Origin of the sequence: Streptomyces sp. Ru73 (assembly GCF_002920575.1) — a bacterium.
Taxonomy (GTDB): Bacteria; Actinomycetota; Actinomycetes; order Streptomycetales; family Streptomycetaceae; genus Streptomyces.
On record NZ_PQSQ01000060.1, the window covers coordinates 1 to 17,207 of the forward strand.

At 74.3% G+C, this 17,207-nt stretch carries 9 protein-coding genes; 3 read left to right on the forward strand and 6 right to left on the reverse strand.

The genetic code is table 11. From position 1 onward, the window contains the following. The first annotated feature begins 500 nt into the window (after positions 1-500). Positions 501-2,144, forward strand: a complete 1,644-nt coding sequence (locus tag C3486_RS23530) for a phosphodiester glycosidase family protein (protein WP_219822243.1) — start codon at positions 501-503, stop codon at positions 2,142-2,144. 137 nt (positions 2,145-2,281) lie between these two features. Here the strand turns inward: C3486_RS23530 and C3486_RS23535 are convergent, their stop codons facing one another. The 6 genes from C3486_RS23535 to C3486_RS23560 form a co-directional block, all read right to left on the reverse strand. Then, a complete protein-coding gene (locus tag C3486_RS23535; RefSeq protein WP_103834753.1) occupies positions 2,282-3,727 on the reverse strand; it encodes a S28 family serine protease in 1,446 nt (481 codons plus the stop codon). A 109-nt stretch (positions 3,728-3,836) separates the two neighbouring features. Then, the gene (locus tag C3486_RS23540; RefSeq protein ID WP_103834754.1) at positions 3,837-7,754 is read right to left on the reverse strand and encodes an ABC transporter ATP-binding protein; all 3,918 of its coding nucleotides are present in this window, start codon (positions 7,752-7,754) and stop codon (positions 3,837-3,839) included. A 67-nt stretch (positions 7,755-7,821) separates the two neighbouring features. Further along, complete coding sequence (locus tag C3486_RS23545) at positions 7,822-8,853, reverse strand: esterase-like activity of phytase family protein (RefSeq protein WP_258052962.1); 1,032 nt, start codon at positions 8,851-8,853, stop codon at positions 7,822-7,824. Between the two features lie 153 nt (positions 8,854-9,006). Continuing rightward, positions 9,007-11,772, reverse strand: coding sequence for a discoidin domain-containing protein (locus tag C3486_RS23550; RefSeq protein WP_103834755.1), 2,766 nt, complete (start codon positions 11,770-11,772; stop codon positions 9,007-9,009). Between the two features lie 103 nt (positions 11,773-11,875). Next, positions 11,876-13,576: a thiamine pyrophosphate-binding protein gene (locus C3486_RS23555; protein WP_103834756.1), complete on the reverse strand. Its 1,701-nt coding sequence runs from the start codon at positions 13,574-13,576 to the stop codon at positions 11,876-11,878. Positions 13,577-13,638: 62 nt separating this feature from the next. Further along, entirely contained in the window at positions 13,639-15,075 is a 1,437-nt protein-coding gene (locus C3486_RS23560) for a sodium:solute symporter (RefSeq protein ID WP_103834757.1), read from the reverse strand. A gap of 132 nt (positions 15,076-15,207) precedes the next feature. On the opposite strand from C3486_RS23560, the gene C3486_RS23565 reads away from it, so the two are divergent. Then, complete coding sequence (locus C3486_RS23565; RefSeq protein ID WP_258052963.1) at positions 15,208-16,701, forward strand: PucR family transcriptional regulator; 1,494 nt, start codon at positions 15,208-15,210, stop codon at positions 16,699-16,701. 264 nt (positions 16,702-16,965) lie between these two features. Continuing rightward, on the forward strand, positions 16,966-17,175 hold the full coding sequence (locus tag C3486_RS37420; RefSeq protein WP_181138662.1) for a hypothetical protein: 210 nt from the start codon (positions 16,966-16,968) through the stop codon (positions 17,173-17,175). Positions 17,176-17,207 lie beyond the last annotated feature (32 nt).

The following is a 17,207-nucleotide window of genomic DNA, read 5'->3' on the forward strand; positions in this document are numbered from 1 at the left end:
GCACCCGGGCGATCCGGGACAGGGGGGCGGGCCGCGCACGGTGCCCGGTGACTGCGTGCGCCTCACCACCGGGCTGCAGGCGCGCGAGACGCCCTGTGCGCTGCCCGTTCGGACGCGCGGCAGCACCCCGAGTACAAGGTGACGGCCACGGTCCGGGCGCGGCCTTCCTGCCCCGCCGGGACGGCCCTGTACCTGCGGCTCCCCGACCGCACCACGGGCTGCGCCCGCCGCCTCGGCACGGGCTGACGCGGGTCGGGCGCCCACGGTCCCGAACCCGCACGTCGGCCCGCCCCAGCACGCCCCGCCCCGCGCGCCGGCCCCGCCCCCAACGCACCGCCCCACGCCATTTCACCCGCCCGTCACCTTCCTTCCGTACGCGTTCCTTCCGCGGGACGGACTTTCGTGGTGGCATCCGGATGCCTACCCCCCTCCCGTCCGCAACGCCGTCGCCACGGCCCTCACCAGCGCCGTCGCGACGGCCGTCACCCGAAGGAGCTCCGGTGCCGCATCCCCGTCCCGTTCTGCGCGCCTCCCTCTCCCCGTCCCCCGGGCTCTCGCCCACGCTGACCGCGGCCCTGGCCACCGCGCTCGCCGTCACCTTCGCGATCCCCGGTTCCGCCGGCCGGCAGGTCTCCGCGGCCGCGCCCGCCGCCTTCGCGCGGCCCGCCAAGGCCCCGCAGGCCGGGGAGTTCCGGCTCCCGGCGGAGTTCGCGGGCTGGCGGCACGACCGGCCGGCGCCCGGCGTCAGCGTCTACCAGGGCGTGCTCTCCGGGCGCCCCGGTGCCGACCGCTGGACGGTCACCGTGCGGAAGGCCGGTGCGGTGCTGCACGACCGGGAGACCGCCGACGAGCTGGCCCGGGCGCTGCGCGCCGCCGGGTTCGCGCCGCGTACCGAGGACGTGCGGTGGCCGAGGGGCGCGAAGCAGCGCGGGGTCATCGGCGTACGCGTCCGCGTCGGCTCGTACGGCGAGCAGGGGCCGGCCGACGACGCGCGCAAGGAGCTGGCCGCGGCCGGGGTCGACGCGGTGAGCGAGTGGACCGGCGCCGACGGCACGCCCGGCACGGGGCTGGCCCGGATCAAGGTGGCGGTGATCGATCCGCGTGCCTACCACGGGCGGCTGGACGCCGGTTACGGCACGGCCGTCGCCGGGCGGGAGAAGGTCACCGACCTCGCGGCCCGGTCGAACGCGCTGCTCGCGGTGAACGGCGGGTTCTTCGTGATGGAGGAGAAGGACGGCGTGCCGGGGGCCGCGGCCGGCATCGCCGCGTACGACGGTGAACTGCAGAGCGCCGCCACCAACGGGCGGATCGCCGCCGTGCTCCGGGGCGACGGGCTGCACCCGGAGTTCCGGCGGCTGCGGACCGAGCTGAAGGTCACGGCGGGCGGCGCGACGGAGCCGGTGGACGGCATCAACCGGATACCGGGAAAGATCCGCAACTGCGGCGGCACCGGCGGGGACGCGCCCACCGAGCGGCCGCTGCACGACGTCACCTGCACCGACCCCGACGAGATCGTGCGCTTCACGCCGCAGCTGGGTGCCGACACCCCGGGCGGGCCCGGCGTGGAGGCCGTACTGGACGGCGAGGGCCGGGTGCGGCAGCTGCGGCCGCGCGGCGGCCCCGTCCCGGCGGGCGGCAGCGTGCTGGCCGGCACCGGCACGGGCGAGCGGTGGCTGCGTGCGCATGCCACGCCGGGCTCGGCGGTGCGGCTGCACGAGCGGATCACCGACACCGAGGGCCGTACCGTCCGCCTCACCGGCCGCGACGACATCGTGAACGGCGGTCCCGAGCTGGTGCACGACGGGAAGGTGACGGTGGACTTCGCCGCCGACGGCATCGAGCACCCCGGTGACCCGTCGTTCGGGTACGCCTGGGGCGTCAAGCGGAATCCGCGCATGGTGCTCGGCACCGACCGGGCCGGGCGCGTCCTCCTGCTGGCCGCCGAGGGCCGCCGGCCCGGCCGCAGCGACGGTCTCGGCCTGACCGAGGCCGCCGCGCTCATCAGGTCCCTCGGCGCCACCCGGGCCATGAACCTGGACGGCGGCGGCTCCGTCGGCATGGCCCTCGACGGCCGCCTCCTCACCACCCCGTCCGACGCCACGGGCGAACGCGCCATCGGCGACGCGCTGTTGCTGCGCCGCTGAGACGGCGCGGTCCGGTACGGCGTGAGCGAGCCGCTGCCGGGCGGGCACTCCGTACGGCCCCGGTACGGCAGTGGGCCCGGGCGGGGTGTCCGCCCGGGCCCACGCCGGGGATCACGCTGTCGCGGAACCGCGCGTCGTCACGGGCGCAGCAGCGGCATCCGCTGGACCTGCTGCTGCTTGTCCAGCTTCTTGTTGTACGGGGCCGCCGGGGCCGGTTCGCCCGCGGCCGGGGTCACGCCGGCCCACTTCAGGAGGCGGGCCGTGGCCTTGGTGCGGTCGGCGTCCTTCAGCTTGGCGATGTTGGAGCCGTGGTTGCCGCCGGGGACGGTGAAGACGTAGGAGTCCTTCGCGCCCTTGCCGACCTCGAAGTGCTCCGAACTCCACGGGTCGTACTGCCCGTTGACGAACATCATCTGCTGGGCGTGGTGGCGCACCCAGCGGTCCACGTCCGGCATGGCCTTCTTGTCGAAGGACATCGGGATGTCGCGGGGCACGAAGGTGCGGGAGTTGTTGATGCCCGGGTAGCGGAGCAGGTCGGCGACGTTCGGGTACTGGTAGCCGGGCTCACCGAGCTGGGTGCCCGCCTGGTAGTAGTACGGCAGGTAGGGCTCCATGCCCTGGTCGGTGTAGCTGTCGAAGCCGCCGACCTTGTCCATCCAGGCCCACAGCGCGTCCGTGGTGGCGTCCGGCTTCGGGACCTGGGCGCACGCGGTGTCGGCGGGCTGGTACTGCCAGAAGCCGAAGACCAGGTCGGTGACCATGATTTCGTACGCGCGGTCGGCGTTCCCGGCGAGCTTGAAGGTCCAGCCCTCGGCGTCGGCCTTCTTCTGGAAGCGGTCGACCATCTCGCCGCGGCGCTTCAGCGCCTCGCGCTCGATGGCGGCGAGGTCCTTGCGGCACGCGGCGGTGCCGACGGTGGCGAAGAACCGGTCGTAGGCCGAGTCCTCGTCGTTGACCACGTCGTTGGGCGCGACGTAGGCGACCGTGCCGTTCATGTCGTGCGGGTAGAAGCGGCGGTAGTAGGTCGCGGTCATGCCGCCCTTGCTGCCGCCGGTGGCGATCCAGTTCTTGGTGTAGATCCGCTTGAGCGCGGTGAAGATGCGGTGCTGGTCGGCGGCGGCCTGCTGGATGTCCAGCTTCTTCCAGTCGGCCGGCTGCGGCCGGGACGGGGTGAAGAAGCGGTACTCCATCGAGACCTGGTTGCCGTCGATGAGCTTGGTGGGCTCGCTGCGGGCCGGCTCGGTGTTGACGTTGTAGCCGGAGGTGAAGAAGACGGTGGGGCGGGCCGTCGACTTGTGCAGCACGGTGATGCGCTGCTGGAAGGTGCCCTTGCCCGGATGCCGGTGGTCGACCGGCTGGGTGTAGTTCAGGACGAAGAAGCGGTAGCCGTCGACCGGCTTCTCCTGGACGAGGCTCATTCCCGGTATCGCGAGGAGACGGTCCTTGATGTCCGCCTCAGCGCGGCTGCCCGCGGCGTTGCCGGCCGGCCCGGCGGCGGTGGCCGCCCCTGCCGTGGCGGTTCCCGCGCCGAGCGTGCCTATGAGCACGACGAGCGACAACAGCCATCTGAGCGTTCTGCGCATGCGCCCTCCCCTGGGGTTCGCAAAGGTCGCGCTGAACCTATCGGTACGGCCTGCCACCGGCCACCCCCCGGCCGGCGGTTCCGGTCACACCGCCGGCCGGGGGCCCGGGTCACACCCGTACGCGGGTCTCCTCTCCGGTGAAGTCGCCCGTGAAGGAGCGCCACAGTTCCGCGTAACGGCCGTCGCGGGCGAGGAGTTCGGCGTGCGTGCCGTCCTCGGCGACGCGGCCGTGGTCGAGGACGACGACGCGGTCGGCGCGGGCCGCGGTGGTGAGGCGGTGCGCGACGACCAGGGTCGTGCGGCGGCCGGCCAGCCGGTCCGTCGCCCGATTGACCACGGACTCGGTCGCGAGGTCGAGGGCCGCGGTGGCCTCGTCGAGCAACAGCACGTCGGGGTCGACGAGTTCGGCGCGGGCCAGGGCGAGGAGCTGGCGCTGGCCGGCCGAGAGGTTCCGGCCGCGCTCGGCGACCTCGTGCAGGTAACCGCCGTCGAGCGTGGCGATCATGTCGTGCGCGCCCACGGCACGGGCCGCCGCCTCCACTTCGGCGTCGGTCGCTTCGGGACGTCCGTAGGCGATGGCGTCCCGGACCGTGCCGGGGAAGAGGTACGACTCCTGCGGTACGACACCGAGCCGGTGGCGGTAGCCGGTCACGTCCAGGTCGCGCAGGTCGGTGCCGTCGACCCGGACCGCGCCGGAGGTGGGGTCGTAGAACCGGGCCACCAGCTTGACCAGGGTGGACTTGCCGGCGCCGGTCTCGCCGACGAAGGCGACGGTCTGGCCGGCCGGGATCGACAGCGTGATGCCGGAGAGCGCCTCGGCCTGTTCGCCGTCGGCGGTCGCGTAGCGGAAGTGGACGTCGTCGAAGGTGATCTCGCCCTTCAGCGCGCTGACCGGGCGGGGGTCGGCGGCCGGCGGGGTGGTGGTCGGCTCGCGCAGCAGTTCCTGGATGCGGCCCAGGGAGACGGACGCCTGCTGGTAGCCGTCGAAGACCTGGGAGAGCTGCTGCACTGGCGCGAAGAAGAGGTCGATGTAGAGCAGGTAGGCGACCAGCGCGCCCGCGGTGAGGGTGCCGGCGGCGACCCGGTCGGCGCCCACGATCAGGACGAGCGCGGCGGCGACCGAGGAGAGCAGCTGCACGAAGGGGAAGTAGACCGAGATCAGGAACTGGCCGCGGGTGCGGGCCTGCCGGTACGCCGCGCTGCGTGCGGTGAAGCGCGCGATGCCGCTGTCCTCGCGGCGGAACGCCTGGACGATGCGGAGCCCGGCGACGGTCTCCTGGAGGTCGCCGTTGACGGTGCTGATGCGTTCGCGCGCCAGCTCGTACGCCTTCACGCTCTGCTTGCGGAAGAAGTATGTGCCGATGATCAGCGGCGGCAGCGTCGCGAAGACGACCAGGGCCAGCTGGACGTCGATGATCAGCAGCGCGACCAGGATGCCGAAGAAGGTGAGGACGGAGACGACGGCGGTGACCAGCCCGGTCTGCAGGAACGAGCTGAGCGCGTCGACGTCGGTGGTCATCCGGGTCATGATCCGGCCGGTCAGCTCGCGCTCGTAGTAGTCCAGGCCGAGGCGCTGGAGCTGGGCGAAGATCTTGACGCGGAGCGCGTACAGGACGCGTTCGCCGGTCCGGCCGGTCATCCGGTTCGAGCCGACCTGGGCCGCCCACTGGGCGAGCACGACGAGCAGGGCGGCGGCGGACGCGGCCCAGACACCGTTGACGGCGGCGCGCTGCACGCCGTCGTCGATGCCGTGCCGGATCAGTACGGGCAGCAGCAGTCCGGCGACGGCGTCCACGGCGACCAGCAGCAGCGCGATCAGCAGCGGACGGCCGAAGCCGCGCAGCAGGCGGCGCAGGCCGTAGGAGCTCTCGGGGCGTGCCGCCTGCTCCTCGTCGATGTCGGGGGTGTCGGTGGCCGGGGGCAGGGCCGCGACCTTCTCCAGGAGTTCAGGAGTGGCCGGCATGCCGGCGAGGGCGCCCGCCATGCCGCCGGGGCGGCCGGCGAGGGCTGCGGCGGGGGCACCGGCGCCCTCCCGGGCACCGTTGCCGTCCGCCTTCTCCCCCGTACGGACCCACAGCTCGGGGGTGACGCCGTCGAGGACGCGGCGGGGCCGGGCCTCCTCCGTGGCGGGCGCGGCAGCGGCCGGCGGCTCCAGCAGCCCGGTGGCGGCCGCCTCGCCGGAGAAGGCGCCGGCCGTCGCGACCTGGCCCGCCGGGTCCCGCTCCACGCCGCCCAGTTCGTCCGGGTCGGTGAGCAGCCTGCGGTACAGCTCGCAGCGCTCCTCCAGCTCCTCCCGGGTGCCGAAGTCCAGCAGCTTGCCGCCGTCGAGGACCGCCACCCGGTCGGCGAGCGCCAGGGTGGAGGCGCGGTGCGCGATGAGCAGGGTCGTACGGCCCGCCATCACGCCGCGCAGCGCCTCGTGGATCTCGTGCTCGACGCGGGCGTCCACCGCGGAGGTCGCGTCGTCCAGGACCAGGACGCGCGGGTCGGTGAGGATGGCGCGGGCCAGCGCGACGCGCTGCCGCTGGCCGCCGGAGAGGCTCAGGCCCTGCTCGCCGACCTCGGTGTCGTAGCCGTCGGGCAGGGCCGAGATGAAGCCGTCGGCCTGGGCGGCGCGGGCGGCGGCGCGGATCTGCTCGTCGGTGGCGTCCGGCGCGCCGTAGGCGATGTTGTCCCGGATCGAGTCGGAGAAGAGGAAGCTGGTCTCGGGGACCAGGCCGATGGCGCCGCGCAGCGAGTCGGCGGTCAGGTCGCGCACGTCCCGGCCGCCGAGGAGCACCCGTCCCGCGCTGGGGTCGTAGAAGCGGGGCAGCAGCAGCGAGACGGTGGACTTGCCGCTGCCGGAGGTGCCGACGACGGCGACGGTCTCGCCGGGTTCGATGCGCAGCGAGAAGTCGTCCAGGACGGGCTTGGCGTCCGGGTCGTCGCCGTACGCGAAGGTGACGTGCTCGAACTCCACCGTGGCGGGCGCGTCGGCGGGCAGCGGCGTGGCGTCCGGGCGCTCCTCGATGACCGGTTCGGTGTCGATCAGCTCGAAGACCCGCTCCACGCCCGCGCGGGCCTGCTGGCCCACGGTGAGGATCATGGCGAGCATCCGGACCGGGCCGACGAGCTGCGCGAGGTAGGTGGAGAAGGCGACGAAGGTGCCGAGCGAGATCTGCCCCCGGGTGGCCATCCAGCCGCCGAGCGCGAGCATGGCGACCTGGCCGAGGGACGGTACGGCCTGGAGCGCGGGGGTGTAGCGGGCGTTGAGGCGTACGGTGCGCAGCCGGCCCGCGAAGAGCCGCCGGCTGACCTCGCGGAGCTTGCCGGTCTCCTGCTCCTCCTGGCCGAAGCCCTTCACGACGCGGACGCCGGAGACCGCGCCGTCCACCACGCCCGCCACGGCCGCCGCCTGGCCCTGGGCGTACCAGGTGGCCGGGAAGAGCCGGGTGCGGCTGCGCTTGGCGATCCACCACAGGGCGGGCGCGACGGCGAGGGCCACGACGGTCAGCAGCGGCGAGAGCACCACCATGACCACCAGCGAGATGACGAAGAGCAGGACGTTGCCCAGCATCATCGGCAGCATGAACAGCAGCGACTGCACGAGCTGGAGGTCGGTGGTGCCGCGGCCGACGACCTGCCCGGTGGACAGCTCGTCCTGGCGCCGCCCGTCCAGCCGGGTGATCGCGCGGTACATCCGGGTACGCAGGTCGTGCTGGACGTCCAGCGCGAGCCGGCCGCCGTAGAACCGGCGGACGTAGGTGAGGGCGTAGACGGCGAGCGCGGCCACGACCAGCAGGGTGGCCCACGGCGCGAGGGGCCGGTCGTGCTTGACGATCACGTCGTCGATGATCAGCTTCGGGATCAGCGGGACCAGTGCCATGACGGCCATCCCGGCGAGCGAGGAGCCGAGCGCGAGCAGTACGTCCTTCCTGTACTGCCAGCATGTGCGCGTCAGCCGCCGCGCCCAGCCCTCTTGTGCCGTGTCCGTGCCCGCCACGCGACGCCTCCCGCCGGTCGACTCCCTGCCGCAAGGCACCAACATCGCGGGCCGGTGATTTCATCCCACCGCAACAATTCCCCTGCCAGGATGCGTCACCAGCGGGCACGTATCAGACACGGACGGTCAGGTCGTACAGCCGGGTGGTCTGCTTCGGGTTCTCGTTGTCGTCGCTGACGAGCAGCAGGTGCAGCCGTCCGGCGGCGTGGCCGAGCACGGCCATGCCCTCGATGTTGTCCAGCAGGGGGTTGAGCTGCGGCTGCCGGGCGGGGGCGCCGAGGGACGGGCAGCGGGTGAGGTCGGCGAGCAGCGTCTTGCGTGCGGGGCGCACCGCGGCGGTGAGCCGTTCGGTGTGCTGGGTGGCGGTCGCGTGCCGCGGGTCGGCGAGGTAGAGGCGGACGACGTTGCCCCGCGGGGTGTAGGTGCGCTCCAGGACGAGCAGCCGGCCGTCGCCGGCCGGGGCGATCTCGGGGACGGTCAGGCCCTCGTCGGCCGGGTACGCGTACTGCCGGCCGGGCGCGTAACCGCCGTGCGGCCGCCGCTCCCAGGTCTGGAAGCGGAGCAGCGCGCGGCCGCGTGCGTCGGTGCCGTCGCCGGTGAGCGGCCCTTCCATGGAGGCGGTGAGGGTGCGGCCGCCGGGGCCGGCGGCCAGCCCCTCGAAGGTCTGGTTGGCGGTGGCCCGGCCGGCCGGGGCGACCCGCAGCGCGGCGGGCACGGGGAGGCGTCCGAGCAGCCGCCCGTCCCGGTCGTAGCGGCGGACCGACGGCTCGGTCTCGGAGGTGACGAGCCGGTCGCCGTCCTTCTCGACGACCAGCCCCTCGGAGTCCAGCGGCGCGCCGTGCTCGTCGGCGAGCGGGACGGCGCGCAGCGGCTGCCGGGTGCGGCCGTCGAGGGTGATCAGGGCGGACCGGTCGGAGAGGGCGAGCAGGCCGCCGTCGGTGTCGCGGGCGAGTGCGGAGAGGTTGCCGACGTACGTGCCGCCGACGGACCGCTTGTCCAGCGCGTCGGACCAGCGGTCGACGGAGACGCGGGCCGAGCAGGCGTGACCGGGCACGGGCGGCGCGGGCGGCGCAGCGGCCGCCGGGGGCGTCACGGTGACGAGCAGTGCGGCGGCGAGGGCTGCGGGGAGGGCTGCGAGGCGCACGGGAGGTCCTTCCGGTCGGCGGGACGGCAACGGGCGGGCGGCAGCGGGCCTGGGACAGCTGCGGCACGGGACGGCAACGGGCGGGGCGCCCAGGGTTCCTTCCCCCGGGCGCCCCGCCCGCATCATGCGTTCCCTGTTCCGGAACGCCCGCCGTCAGTCCTTCGCGCCGGCCACCGTCAGCTCGGTGATGCCGGGCCGGCTCTTGGCACCGTCCTTGCCGTGCACGGTGACCCGGACGTACCGCGCCGGGGACGTCCCGTCGTAGCCGGTGCCGGTCCAGTGCCGCCCGTCGCGGGAGACCTGGACCCGGTACGACTGGGGCTTGGTCTTCGTCCAGTGCGGGGTGACCGTGCCGACGCGGCGCTCGCGGCCGAGGTCGGCGGTGAGGGTGCCGGTGGTGGCGTTGGGCACCCAGGCGGTGGTGGTGTTGCCGTCCACCGCTGCGCCCGCGTACATCCCAGGCTCCTCCGACGTGGCCTTCGCCGGGCGGCAGCGGGCCGCGTTGTCCGTCGGCTCCTGGTCGGGGCGGCGGGTCTTCAGCTGCAGCGGCGCGCCCTGGCTGACCACGCGCTCGCCCTCGGGGGTGGCGACCGTCATCGGCGCGCCGTCGGTCAGCCGCACCTCCGTGTGGTGCGCGCCCAGCGCGACGTCGTACGTCCGGCCCTGCCAGTGCAGGCCGCGCAGGGTGACGCCGTCGGAGAGCTGCGGCGGCAGCATCGGGTCCAGGGTGATCCGGTCGGCGCCCAGCCGCAGGCCGGTGAGGCCGTGGGTGAAGACCTGCAGGAAGCCGCCCTTGCCGGTGAGGAAGTCCTGCGCGGGCGAGCCGGACAGCGGGTCGTTGGCGCCGGCCTTCTCACCGCGTGCTTCGGAGAAGAGGTGGAACGGGCCGCGCATGAAGGGCCGCACCGACCGCTGGAGGTAGGTGTACGTCGCGCAGCCGGGCTCGCCGGTCTCGGCGGCGTCGATGGCGTGCACCGAGTCGGTCATCGCCGGGCCGTCGGGGTCGGTGCGCGCGGCGTAGTAGTCCAGCGTCTTCGCCTTGGCCGCTGCGGACATCGGCCACTGGAGCGGGTACTGCAGCAGCACGGTGTCCGCCTGCTTGATCGTGGTGCCCTTGTAGCCGTCGTACTGCTGGAAGACCTGCTTCTTCTTGTCGTACGGGATGCGCAGCTTCCCGGCGATGGCGTTCCAGGAGGCGGGGGCCTTCTTGCCGAGGGCCGCTGCCGCGCGGGTGGCGTTGCGGAGCGCGGTGGCGGCGCCCGCGTTGGTGAACACGCCGTCGTCCACGCCGTTGCTGTACTCGTCGGGGCCCGCGACGTTCTTGACGGAGTAGCTGCCGTCGGCGTTCTTGGTGACGCGGGAGGCCCAGAACTGCGCGATGCCCTGCATGACGGGCCAGCCGCGGTCCCGCAGCCAGCCGGTGTCCCCGGTGGCGAGGTAGTACTGCCAGGCGGCCAGCGAGACGTCGCCCATCAGGTGGTTCTGGGTCTTGCAGTGCGGCGGGTCCCAGCTGTGGCACTCCTTCCACAGGTCGCCCTTGCCGCCGCTGGTCCAGGGGTAGAACAGGCCGTCGTAGCCGAGCTTCCTGGCGTTCGCGCGCGCGGCGTCCCGGGTCCGGTAGCGGTAGTCCACGACGGACCGGGCGAGGTCGGGGTGGGCGGCCAGCAGGCCCGGGTACATCCAGGTCTCGGCGTCCCAGAAGATCTCACCCGCGTAGTTGTCGCTGGTCAGGCCGGCCGGGGCGATGCTGTCCGAGGAGCCGGCGCGGGAGTTGGCGAGCAGCCCGTACTGCGCCGAGCGCACCCATGCCTGGAGGTCGCGCTGCTCGCGCCCTGCCACCTCGACGTCCGAGCGCCACAGCTTCTGCCAGGCGGTGGCGTGGCCGCGGTAGAGGCCGTCCCAGCCGAGCGCCGCTGCCTCCTGGGAGGCGCGGGTGGCGGCGGCTCTGGGGTCGTGGGAGGTGAGCGCGGTGTCCACGCCGACGTACTTGGAGACCTCGTACGTCCGGCCCTTGTGCACCGGGAACGTGACGCCCTGATGTACCGTCAGCTTCTCTGGGGTCTTGGCCTTCTGTTCACTTTCCGAATGAATGCCCGAGCCCGTGCGGAGCGTCGACGCGACCGCGCCCGCGGTGTGCGTGCCGTTCGTGCGGAAGGTGACGTCCTGCGTCCGGTCGCCGGGCCGGGCGCCGCCGCCGGTCTGCGTGATCCGGCGGGCGCCCCGGCCGTCGAGGGTGTCGGTCACGGTGGCCGGGCCGCTCCAGTGCGGCGTCATCCGCAGCCGCACGGCGCCGGTGTGCGCACGCGTGCGGTCGGCGAGCACGTCGAAGACCAGGTCGGTGGCGCGCCCGTCGGCCGCGGTCCAGGTCAGCGAGGTGCGGACCAGGCCGCAGCGCATCAGCAGCGTCTGCCGGTAGTGCGAGATGCGGCCCGGCCCGGTGGCGGCGGAGAAGGTCTCGCCCCGCGCGCCGCCGGTGGCCACGTTCAGCGTGGACCAGGTGGGCAGCGCGGCGATGGCCTGCCGCTTCTTCACCGACTTGGGGCCCTCGGCGAACAGCCCGGCCGCGAAGGCGCCGTCGTAGCGCGGCGTGAACAGCGGCCAGCCGGTCTTCTCGCCGGGGGCCGCGTACCCGGTCCCGTTGGGCGGCACCCGCTGCCCGAGGTAGCCGTTGCCGACGTACGCGTGGTGGCTGTCCTTCGGGTCGATACGGGTGGAAGCGGACTTCCAGCCGGGGCCGTCCGCCGCGCACGAGCCGTCGGCGGCGGGGGTGGCGCCGGTCGCGCGGCCGGCGCCCGCGGGGCGGCCGTCCGGCGCCGCGGCCGAGGAGACGGGGGGCACGGCCGCGATGAGCGCGCCCGCGAGCAGGGGAACGAGCAGCCGCCGGCCGGTACGCGGCAGCGGACGGGGGGAGTACGTCATTGTTCTCCGTCGACGGATCGTCGGGCACGGGGAGGCAGACCTGGCGCTGCCCGCAGCGAACCTAAAGTTATGAACGGTTCACGTCAACGGTCCGCGCTCTTTGTTAACTTTCCGAAGCCGGGGAATCACCCGGACGGGCCGCGGGACCGTCCAGATGGGTCGGCGCGAACATCCGCAGCCGGGCCGGGAGCACGACCACGGAGGGGCCCGGGGCCGCCAGCGCCGCGGCAAGGTCGTCCCGCAGCCGCTCCGGAGCGCTCGTCACCGCGGGCACCCCGAACGACCCGGCCAGCGCCGCGAAGTCCGGCCGCGCCAGCTCGGTGCCGGTCGCCCGGCCGAACGCGTCCGCCATGTACTCGCGGAGGATGCCGTACCCGCCGTCGTCCACGATCAGCCAGGTCACCGGCAGGCCGTACTGGCGCGCCGTGGCAAGCTCGGCGAGCGAGTACATCGCGCCGCCGTCGCCGCTCACGGCGAGCACCGGGCGCGCCGGGTCGGCCGCCGCGGCGCCCAGCGCCGCCGGGAAGGCGTAGCCGAGGCCGCCGGCGCCCTGCGCCGAGTGCATGGTGTCCGGGCGGCGGGCGTCGAAGGCGGACCAGGCCCAGTAGCCGAGGATCGTCATGTCCCAGCAGCTGACCGCGTCGTCCGGCAGCGCGTCGCGGACGGCGGCCAGCACGTCCTGCTCCAGGGTGAGCCCCTGGCCGTCGATCCGCCGCCGCACCCGGGCGAGCAGACCGGCGACGGCCGCCGGGGCGTCACCGTACGGCCGCTCGCGCACCCGCGCGGCCAGCCCGTCCAGCGCGAGCCGCGCGTCGGCGTGCAGCCCGAGGGCCGGGTGGTTGGACTCCAGCTTGCCGGGGTCGGCCTCGACCTGGATCACCCGGCCGCGGGGCCGGAACGTGTGGTAGTTCGAGGAGAGTTCGCCCAGGCCCGAGCCCGCGACGAGCAGGACGTCGGCGTCCTCCAGGAAGTCGGTGGTGTGCCGGTCCTCCAGCCAGGACTGGAGCGAGAGCGGATGGTTCCACGGGAACGCGCCCTTGCCGCCGAACGTCGTCGCGACCGGCGCCCCGAGCCGCTCCGCCAGCGCGCGCAGCTCCGGCCCGGCCCCGGCGCGTACGACGCCGCCGCCCGCGAGGATCACCGGGCGCTCGGCGGCCGACAGGGCTTCGGCCGCCGCGTCGAGGAGTTCGGGACGCGGGGCGGGGACGCGGGGCTGGACGGTGAGGGTGCGGACCGGCGGCACGTCCGGGCCGACGGGCGCGAGCAGCACGTCCTGCGGGATCTCCAGCCATACCGGGCCGTGCGGCACGCTCAGCGCGGACTCCCAGGCCGCGGCGACGGCGGACGGGATCTGCGCCTGCGTGCGGGCGCTGTGCACGGACTTCACCACGCCGCGGAACGACGCGCTCTGGTCCGGGAGTTCGTGCAGGTAGCCGTGGCGGCCGCCGCCGAGCCCGGCCACCGGGACCTGGCTGCCGATCGCCAGGACGGCGGCCGAGGCGGCGGCGGACTCCTGCAGCGCGGCCAGCGTCATCAGGGCGCCGGGGCCGGTGGAGACCATGAGCGGCGCGACGCCGCCGGTGCGGCGGGCGTACGCGTCGGCGGCGAACCCCGCGTTGTTCTCCACCCGCAGTCCGACGTACCGGAGGGAGCTGCGGCCCAGCGCGTCGAAGAGGCCCAGGGCGTGCTGGCCGGGGAGGCCGAAGACGGTGTGCGCGCCGAGTGCTTGGAGGGACTCGATGACGAGGTCGCCGCCGGTTCGCGTGTGCCGTGCGGCGGGGGCCGAGGGGTCGGGGGTGCTCACGTCGTGCCTCTCTGCGGGTGCGTGGGGGTTCGCGTGGATCGCGGCCTGGCGGCCGCTCGTCCTCAAACGCCGGACGGGCTTGAATTGCGCGCCTGCCACTCCGCCAGGACCGCCGGGTCCGTCGGTCGGCTCAGCAGGCTTACGGCGACGTACGCGGCCAGTGACACCAGCAAGCCGTAATAGATGGGCTCGTTGGCGAGGATGCCGCGCCAGGCCATCAGGGCGATGACCGTCACGCCGCCCGCCGCGACCGAGGCCAGTGCGCCCGTGCCCGTGCCGCGCTTCCAGAGCAGGCCGCCGAGGATCGGGACCAGGAGACCGCCGACGAGGAGGTTGTAGGCGACGGTCAGCGCCTGGACCACGTCGTTCAGGGCGATGGCGATGCAGATGACGGCGACGCCCATGACGAGGATGAACGCGCGGTTGCCGCGTACTTCGTCGCGTTCCCCGGCGGCCGTCGCGCCGCCCACCGCTCCCCGCAGCCGCGTCCAGATGTCGTTGTTGGCCACCGTCGCGCAGGCGATCAGCGCGCCCGAGGACGTGGACATGACCGCGGAGAGCGCCGCCGCGAGGACCAGGCCGCGCACGCCCACCGGCAGCGCGTCCTTCACGATCGTGGCGAACGCGTCGTCCGGGCTGCCCAGGTGCGGGTAGAGCACCTTGGCCGCCGTGCCGATCACCGCGCCGGCCAGCGCGTACAGCAGGCAGTAGGTGCCGGCGGCCGTGCCGCCCAGCCGCGCGACGCGGTCGCCGCGCGCGGTGAACACCCGCTGCCAGATGTCCTGGCCGATCAGCATGCCGAAGGAGTAGATGAGGACGTAGGTGAAGACGGTCTGGGCGCCGATGCCCAGCGGGGCGAAGTAGCTGTCGGGGAGTTCGGCCCGCAGCTCGCCGAAGCCGCCCGCCTTGACCACGGCGATGGGCAGCAGGAGGAGCAGTACGCCGATCGTCTTGACCACGAACTGCACCATGTCGGTGAGGGTGATCGACCACATGCCGCCGAGCGTGGAGTACGCGACGACGATCGCCCCGCCCAGGATGATCGACACGGTCCGGTCCAGGCCGAAGAGGACGTCGAAGATGGTGGCGTAGGCGATGGTGGAGGTCACCGCGAGCATCAGGGTGTACGCCCACATCACGACGCCCGAGATGACGCCCGCCGAGCCGCCGTAGCGCAGGTCGAGCATCTCGGAGACGGTGTAGACCTTCAGCCGGGCGATCCGCGCGGAGAAGAAGACGCTCAGCGCGAGCAGGCCCAGGCCGATCGTGAAGACCATCCAGGCGCCGGAGAGGCCGTACTGGTAGCCCAGGCCGACGCCGCCGATGGTGGAGGCGCCGCCGAGGACGATCGCGGCCATGGTTCCGGAGTACATGAACGGCCCCAGGCGCCGCCCGGCGACCAGGAATTCGCTCTTGGAGCGGGCGCGGCGCATGCCCCACCAGCCCACGGCGAGCATGCCGGCGAGGTAGAGGACGATCACCGCGTAGTCGACAGCCATGGGCCATCCCTTCGGCAGGGCGGAGCGGGGCGGGATTTCGTGGGGTGACGTGGGTTGACCTTAGGAAACGGCGCGGCGGCGAAGAAGTGTACGTTTCCTCCACTCCGCCCCTCCGGAATGGATGGTCCGCACATGCCCGACGTGCCGCACCCCGCACCGCCCACCCCCGGCGTCCCGCTCTCCGCGCTGCTGGCCCGTGCCGGTCTCGGGCTGCGGCAGATCGCCGGGCCGCGCGCCGACGCCGACGTGCACTGGGTGCACACCTCGGAGATGGCCGACCCCGAGCCGTACCTGCTCGGCGGTGAGCTGCTGCTGACCGCCGGGGTGCACCTGGACGCCGCCGCGGGGGACGGCGCCTACCTCGACGGGTACGCGGAGCGCACGGTCGCGGCGGGTGCCGTGGCGCTGGGGTTCGGGATCGCGCCGGTGCACGACGCGGTGCCGCCTGCGCTGGTCGCCGCCTGCGACCGGCACGGGCTGCGGCTGCTGGAGGTGCCGGCGGGGACGCCGTTCACGGCGGTGGAGAGCGCCGTGTGGCAGGCCATGGCCGAGGCCCGGCACCGCGAGCTGACCCGGATCAGCGAGGGCCAGCGGGCCCTGGCCACGGCGGCGGCAGGGCCCGACCCGGTACCGGCCGTGCTGCGCACGCTCGCGCGCCAGGTGGGCGGCTGGGCGGCGGTGACCGGCGCGGGCGGGGACGGCGAACTGGCCGCCGCCGGGCCCCGGCCGCCCGCCGCAGCGCTGGCGGCGGTGGCCCGGCTCGCGCGCCGGGTGACGGTGCCGGGCGGCCCGGCGTCCGCCGGCGAGGCACCGGCCGACGGCGCCGACCGCCACCTCGCGGCGTACGCGCTCGGCGGCCGGGCCCCGGACCGGACGTTCGCGCTGGCCGTCGCGGCACCGCCGCCCGACCCTGCGGCCCGCGCCGTGGTGGGCGTCGCGACCGTCCTGCTCTCGCTGCTCACCGGCCCGTACGCGGAGCCGGCCGCCGGCGGGCACGCGGCCGCGCTGGTCCGGCTGCTGCTGGGGGACCGGCCCGCCGAGGTGGCGCCGCTGCTCGGGCATCCGCAGTGGACCGTCGTGCACGCCCGCGCCCGGCGCGGCAACGGCGCGCCCGCCGCCGCCCTCGCCGCCGGGCTGGGCACGCCCCTGGTCGCGGCGGACGGCGACACCGTGCGCGCGCTCGTGCCCGCCGGGCGTGAGGTCGCCCCGCAGCCGGGCTGGACGCTCGGGGTCAGCGAACCCGTACCGGTCTCCGCGCTGGCCGCCGGGGACGCGCACGCCGCCGCGGCGCTGCGCCGCGCGGTGGCGGGCCGGGCCCCGCTCGTCCGGCACCGCTCCCCCGGCGTCGGCGGCACCGGGGGCATCGCCGCGCTGGTCCCGCCCGCCGAGGCCCGTGCGCACGCCGCTGCCGTGCTCGCCCCGCTCGACGGCGCCCCGGCGCTCCGCGAGACGCTGCACACCTGGCTGTCGCTGCACGGCAGCTGGGACCGGACGGCGACGGCGCTGGGCATCCACCGCAACACGGTCCGCCAGCGCATCGCCAGGGCCGCTGCCCTGCTCGGCACCGACCCCGACGACCCGGACGTCCGGATGGAGCTGTGGTTCGCGCTCGGCCACCATGACTGAATTACCGCGCGAATTTGCGGACATGCCCGTTTTGGCCGGACCTCCGGGAAATTCACCGGCCCTTGGCCAATTCCGCCGCGCTACGTCCGACATCGACCGCATCGGGAGTCAAAACCGCACTTCACCAGGCATGTGATGGGCCATTCCCGACGTAATGCACCAGGCCCCGAAGGGAATTTGCCATAAGGGCTGCGCCCCGGCACTATTCCCCGCGTCACCCCCCTTGTTCTTCCGCGTCCCCGCCCATTGAAGGGAAGAAAAGTCATGCGTGACTACATCGAGACCGCCGAGCTCGCCGACTCCGAGCTGGACGGCATCGCCGCCGGTGCCGCCGTCGTCGGCGGCAGCGTCGCCGGTTACGACGCCGCCGTGACCATCGACGGCACCGCCGTCCAGGCCGTCGAGGGCGTCGCCCAGGGTGCGATCGCCAAGGCCAACGGTCTGGGCTCCGCGCTGCCCACCGCCGGCCTCTGAGCCGAGCCACCACGACCAGGGCCCCGGAACGG

What these genes read in the sequence shown, in the direction of transcription:
- C3486_RS23560 (WP_103834757.1), bottom strand. Translation starts at nt 15,075, where the DNA reads ATGGCTGTCGACTACGCGGTGATCGTCCTCTACCTCGCCGGCATGCTC.
- C3486_RS23565 (WP_258052963.1), top strand. Translation starts at nt 15,208, where the DNA reads ATGCCCGACGTGCCGCACCCCGCACCGCCCACCCCCGGCGTCCCGCTC.
- C3486_RS23535 (WP_103834753.1), bottom strand. Translation starts at nt 3,727, where the DNA reads ATGCGCAGAACGCTCAGATGGCTGTTGTCGCTCGTCGTGCTCATAGGC.
- C3486_RS23540 (WP_103834754.1), bottom strand. Translation starts at nt 7,754, where the DNA reads ATGTTGGTGCCTTGCGGCAGGGAGTCGACCGGCGGGAGGCGTCGCGTG.
- C3486_RS37420 (WP_181138662.1), top strand. Translation starts at nt 16,966, where the DNA reads ATGCGTGACTACATCGAGACCGCCGAGCTCGCCGACTCCGAGCTGGAC.
- C3486_RS23550 (WP_103834755.1), bottom strand. Translation starts at nt 11,772, where the DNA reads ATGACGTACTCCCCCCGTCCGCTGCCGCGTACCGGCCGGCGGCTGCTC.